Consider the following 5,269-nt stretch of genomic DNA (forward strand, 5'->3'; position numbering starts at 1 on the left):
GCCCTTAGTAGCTTAACCTGTTGCTAAAGGTACTCGTCTCGGTGATACCCTTGACTTGACTTCATTTCCTTATCTAATTTTCAAGGTGCGTTTCTTTTTTCACCGCTCATCGCGGCGACGTTTATTAATATATCACCCTGTCAAAAAAAATGCAACCCCTTTTTTTATTTTTTTCTTAAACAGGCTGTTGCATCATTTAACCCCTTTGTGTTTGTGAACTCACTCCCACTCAGTTCCTGTGAAAAAGTCGTTCGTTCCAAACAGATTCGCTCTAAAGGCCTGATCATATCAGGCGTCTTGACTTATGCAGCTATGTCTTATTCTCATCACTCGATTGATAAACAATCACTACTCATCCATAGATCTTATATCCCTATTCTCCCTTTTATCAGATTTTATTGCAATTTTTTTATTTAATTGTAGGTATTTTCTTTTATATGTTGAACTTAATATCAAATACATTTTCTAGAAAGGTTGGATTTATATGGTCAAATCACCTTCTATAAAAACATATCAAGGCCAAAAAATAAGCATCCATGATCTAGAAAAAAAATTGGCGAAAAAAATTGATGAAAACATTTCGGAGTACATTTTCTGTGTTGCCCATTGGTTTGCCTACACCATACTGACAGCCAATAAACATATTCTCATTCACGATTCAAGTTCGCCATGGGTTTGTTCAGGAAAATTAGTGGATACAGGTGCCTCCTTCCAACTAAACCAGTATCCTCTCCTAAAAGATTTTTTAAAGGAATACAACGGAATCATTCAATGTAGCCATCAAGATGAACACGAAATGATGCACGAAACATATGAAGATGAATTATCTGATCTGACCATCCCATGGATATTAGATCAACTAGAAACGGTGATTGCTGAATTATTTCCTTTTTTGTCTGAAGTTAAAATTGCTAAGATAGTGACTGAAATGATGGACGATCAATTCATCCAAATTCCTTTTTTTATTTTTTCCAAATCATTAGAATCGGCAGTTGCAGAAATGGAAACAAGTTTCCTTTTTGAGATCGGGGAAGAAAGTGCACAAGAATCCATTCATGAATTTGAACTTGAGCAAAGCATCGCTCAAGAAATCTTAAAAAAAATAAAAACCATGTACGCCATGACCTATGCAGAAATCTTGCCAGACCGCATCGAAATGCCCCTCTTTCAAAAACTGAAACCCATCCTTATTCAATTAGCGAAAGAAGGTACACCCGTTGAGCATATCCAACTCTTGGCAGATTGGAGCAACTGTTCACATTCGGTGGCTCAAGAACTCGAAACATTTTGTATTTGTGAAAAATGTTTATCTACATAACATATTTCTCTATAAACTTGATACCTTGGAATCGGTTTCTCGAGAACGCTTGAACCTATGTTCGAAATTCGAAAAACCGATTCCTGACAGTTCATAACGTGATCTGTGATTAGGTTGTATGAGCGGTTGAATTTTCTGGCTCTCTTTAAACAAAAGTACTCCCTTGACTGCTTACTGAATATTCAAGCTAAAATCACCTATGATTTTTCTACATCCATATCTTGCTTCTTCTCAAATAAATAGAGATACTCAGCATATCCCTCTTCTGCCATTTTCTCTTTTGGGATAAAGCGTAATGCTGCTGAGTTAATGCAATAACGTAAACCAGTAGGTTCAGGTCCATCGTTAAATACATGCCCGAGGTGCGAATCCGCTTCCTTACTTCTTACTTCTGTTCGAATCATTCCATAACTATAGTCCGGCTTTTCAACAATCTGCTCCCCTTTAATCGGTTTGGTAAAGCTTGGCCAGCCACAACCAGAGTCAAATTTATCACGTGAACAAAACAACGGTTCTCCAGAAACAATGTCCACATAAATCCCTTCTTCAAAATGGTTCCAATATTCATTACGAAATGGAGGCTCAGTGGCATTGTTTTGTGTCACTTCATATTGCATTCGGGTCAACCGTTTTTTTAATTCATCCTTGTTTATCATCTCTCTCACCTCTTTATGATTATTATAGCAACAGAAAAAGTCTTTCCATACAAACCGGTTGCTGACCATCGCTCTGTTTTTTCTTCTAAATCCTTTTTCCCATCCCATTGAACAAATTTTACTTCATTAAAAAACTCCTTTTTGATGTGTGAGTGAACAAGCTCTAAAAACATAAAATAGACCGTTGATAAATTCATCAAATCAACGGTCTATTTGGCATTAGCGAATCGGACAAACCCCCGAAGCACAGTCTTCCATCGTTTCATCTAGTTGGGTGTCTTCAGCTATTTCGTATTTGAGTAATTTCACAAAGTCAAACGGCTCCATTTGTGAAACCAGTTGATGATATTTTTCTTCTGTACATGCTTCATATGGAGCAAGTGGATAAGATCCTCCATCATAAGATAAGAAGGAAACGCCAATAAATTGTTTCCAATTCTTATAAACAATTTCACAGGCTTCTTCCCATTCATGTGGTTTCACAGTAATCGTATTGGAGCTATTATGCTCAGTATAGTACTTTTGGAACATAAAATAAGTACGGAATTGCTCATGTACATCTACAGAATCCTTGGTACGTTTCGCTCCTGATTTAACTGGAAAATCTATGACCAAAGTACGAGCATTTTTCATCTGCTCTTCGTAAGTTTGACCAGGAGTTCCCACTTCTGGATGAATGACCCATCCTTTATGTTCCAGGCAGGCTTTTGCCAGTGGATCATCAGCAGTAATACGAATCCGACGAATATAATAAGGACTATGGGACCAATGCAAACCACTGGATACTGCCCCCGCCACCAAACTGAGAGTTCCTTCCGGTTTTACACTCGTAACCAATAAAGAACGATTCAAGCCCAATTCTTTGGCATAGCGATCTGCTTCTTCTCTGGCAACCCGTCCGAGTGTTTCTAATAACTGTTTTTCTGTCTCTTCGTCCGCACCGATTTCTCCCATCGCATCCTTCCAACCGGTTAAGGAGGTTCCAAGTAAACGTTCTTCTTTTTGTACTACATCCCAGTGTGGCAATTCAAGATCAACCAGAGTCATGCGATAACCAATTCGCGCCGATAGCTTTTGTGCCTCAATGAGCTGGTCAAGTTGAAGCCGGCCATCTTTTACAAAAGCTTTTACATTGACTGTAGTGAGATTACAGACATTTTTCGATTTCAAAATAATCTCTGCACAAGGATTCATTCCCACTTCATCCATCGTTTCTTCCAATTGAGAAGAAGTAGGCTCCGTGATTCCTTTCTGCGCTAATCGTCTTCTGGCCATCTCTTCCAAATTGACAAAGCCAGGCTCTCCCTCTGAACGCATCACCAGGAACACAAAATCCAAGTAATCCTTGGATGGTTGGCTACGGAAAGCAATCGAATTGTTTGACATACGACGATGATGCAATGGACGACTATTGTTATAAGGAAAAGGAACATAATCAGAAATCCCTTGTGTTTCAGCAAATCGTCTGGCTTCATCCGCATCAGTGAATGTTTTGGTTCCTCCTGCATAATGAACATCATAATACTTTACACTTAATTTATCCCACCACTTGGGTACAGGAATGCCTAGTTGAATCATCTTTTGCTTGATCAATTCATGACGGGTAAATGCTTCCTCACCCCAAAGTCCGTTAATCCCATACTTGGCAAAAAGTGTTTCATAGTCATCATAGTCAAATAAGCAAATTTCTGCTGTTCGCCGAACGCCACCAACCACTACGTTATAACCAATGCGATTGGCAATATCGAGTACATGTACAGGCCGGACACGTACATATCCTTCTTGTACTTCCTCAAGCGGCTCCGTATCTTGCTCTACCTGATTCTTCAACACTTTTTCAATCCCTTGAAACATTTCCATGAGCGGTTCATGCCCACTGGCTGTTCCACCAAACGTTTTCAAACGTTCTCCTTTCGGCCGTACAGAATCATAGTTAAACAATATATGCTCAATTTTTTCATATTCAGGTTGTGTGAGGAGCTGGAAAAAATAACGAAGAGACTCTACCCAGCCTTCCTTGGAGTCTCCAATCGTAATCTTGGCACAACCATCTTGTTCGTGAACTTCCAACTTGGAATGCTCAAGTCGCTCTGATTTTGCCACCGGACGATACATCTCATGAGTCGTACGAAATCGATTACGAATCGGTTTCATTTTTTGGCTTAATTTTTTTGTCGTTTTAAAACCAACGCCTGTCCCCACTAGCAATAGATAAAATAAATCACAAAGATCTTCCCAATCCTCAATATTAGTAAAGCTACAATTGAAATTGGCTAGTGGATATTTATCTGCTACTCCAGTGGATGCATTTCCAACCCACAATGTTCTACCAGAGCAAAATTGCCGTCTGTAAAACATGTTGTCGAAAAGAAGCTCCGCTTCCTTTTCCAGTTCCTTTTTCTTTTCGAGCAGTTGGGCGGGTGTCAAGGTTTTGGAATAGTGACGATAAGCCAGGTTGATATTATATTCTGTGGCTCTTTTTACCGTCTCTTTCCATACTTCGCGGCGTCCATACTCAGGTAAGTAACGAGAATAGGTTCGCAAATAGGTAAATTGCGCAATAGGTTCCATATCCTCTGGAAAATCGGTATACCGATTTAAGAATTCTTCAGATAAGCGAATCATTCAATCTTCCTCCTCCGCCCGGTACTAATACTCACTCATCTATTCAATAGCAATGAAGGACAATATGCAATAGCAATAACATGGTAAAACCGTTATATTTTAACCTCTAAAAGAAACGGATAGTAACATCATTTCCCTACAATGATGATCAAGCAACGTGACTGTAGAATATAATAATAGCATAAACCTCAGGAATGAAAAGTCCGATGACCCAACCATTAAAAGGCAAAAGCCTATACATTCACGCTCTTATTCACGCATGCTTTTAAACGGATACAAAAACCTTATCACTTCTCTATTTGAACAAGAAAGAGATTCCCGTTATTTAAAAATATTCACTGATGCCAGTAAGAAAAATGAGAACCGTTCACTTAGATACAACTTTAAATAAGTTTGATCAATCTTTCAGCGTACAAAAGAAAGATGAATGGATTCAAAAAGATTGCAAAAACACCTTGCAGCAAACAAAAAACCTCTTTACTCCTTTGGCTTAGGAGTAAAGAGGTTTTTGTGTTCCCTGAAAACCAAAGAGTGAGAAGGCATGACCCAAGAAGTAAATGTTATTCGGAAATAAGCTCCGTAGAAAGGAGGTGATCCATCCCCACCTTCCGGTAGGGATACCTTGTTACGACTTCACCCCAATCATCTGCCCCACCTTCGGCGGCTGGCT

Annotated in this window: 3 protein-coding genes and 1 rRNA gene; 1 reads left to right on the forward strand and 3 read right to left on the reverse strand. The window is 39.1% G+C overall.

The window, feature by feature from the left end; all coding sequences use genetic code 11:
• Positions 1-484 precede the first annotated feature (484 nt).
• Positions 485-1,318, forward strand: a complete 834-nt coding sequence (locus BMZ78_RS18095) for a hypothetical protein (protein WP_093231784.1) — start codon at positions 485-487, stop codon at positions 1,316-1,318.
• A gap of 197 nt (positions 1,319-1,515) precedes the next feature.
• On the opposite strand, the gene msrB is transcribed toward BMZ78_RS18095, so the two are convergent.
• From msrB to BMZ78_RS18110, 3 genes are all read right to left on the reverse strand, one after another.
• Complete coding sequence (gene msrB, locus BMZ78_RS18100) at positions 1,516-1,974, reverse strand: peptide-methionine (R)-S-oxide reductase MsrB (RefSeq protein WP_093231785.1); 459 nt, start codon at positions 1,972-1,974, stop codon at positions 1,516-1,518.
• Positions 1,975-2,193: 219 nt separating this feature from the next.
• On the reverse strand, positions 2,194-4,599 hold the full coding sequence (gene nrdJ, locus BMZ78_RS18105) for a ribonucleoside-triphosphate reductase, adenosylcobalamin-dependent (RefSeq protein ID WP_175482565.1): 2,406 nt from the start codon (positions 4,597-4,599) through the stop codon (positions 2,194-2,196).
• 583 nt (positions 4,600-5,182) lie between these two features.
• Positions 5,183-5,269, reverse strand: a 16S ribosomal RNA gene (locus BMZ78_RS18110); the annotation flags it as partial.

It is taken from the genome of Thermoflavimicrobium dichotomicum (genome assembly GCF_900114055.1).
Lineage (GTDB): Bacteria > Bacillota > Bacilli > Thermoactinomycetales > Thermoactinomycetaceae > Thermoflavimicrobium > Thermoflavimicrobium dichotomicum.

Excerpts from the sequence above, each read along its gene's own strand:
- msrB (WP_093231785.1), bottom strand. The coding sequence starts at position 1,974 with ATGATAAACAAGGATGAATTAAAAAAACGGTTGACCCGAATGCAATAT.
- BMZ78_RS18095 (WP_093231784.1), top strand. The coding sequence starts at position 485 with ATGGTCAAATCACCTTCTATAAAAACATATCAAGGCCAAAAAATAAGC.
- nrdJ (WP_175482565.1), bottom strand. The coding sequence starts at position 4,599 with ATGATTCGCTTATCTGAAGAATTCTTAAATCGGTATACCGATTTTCCA.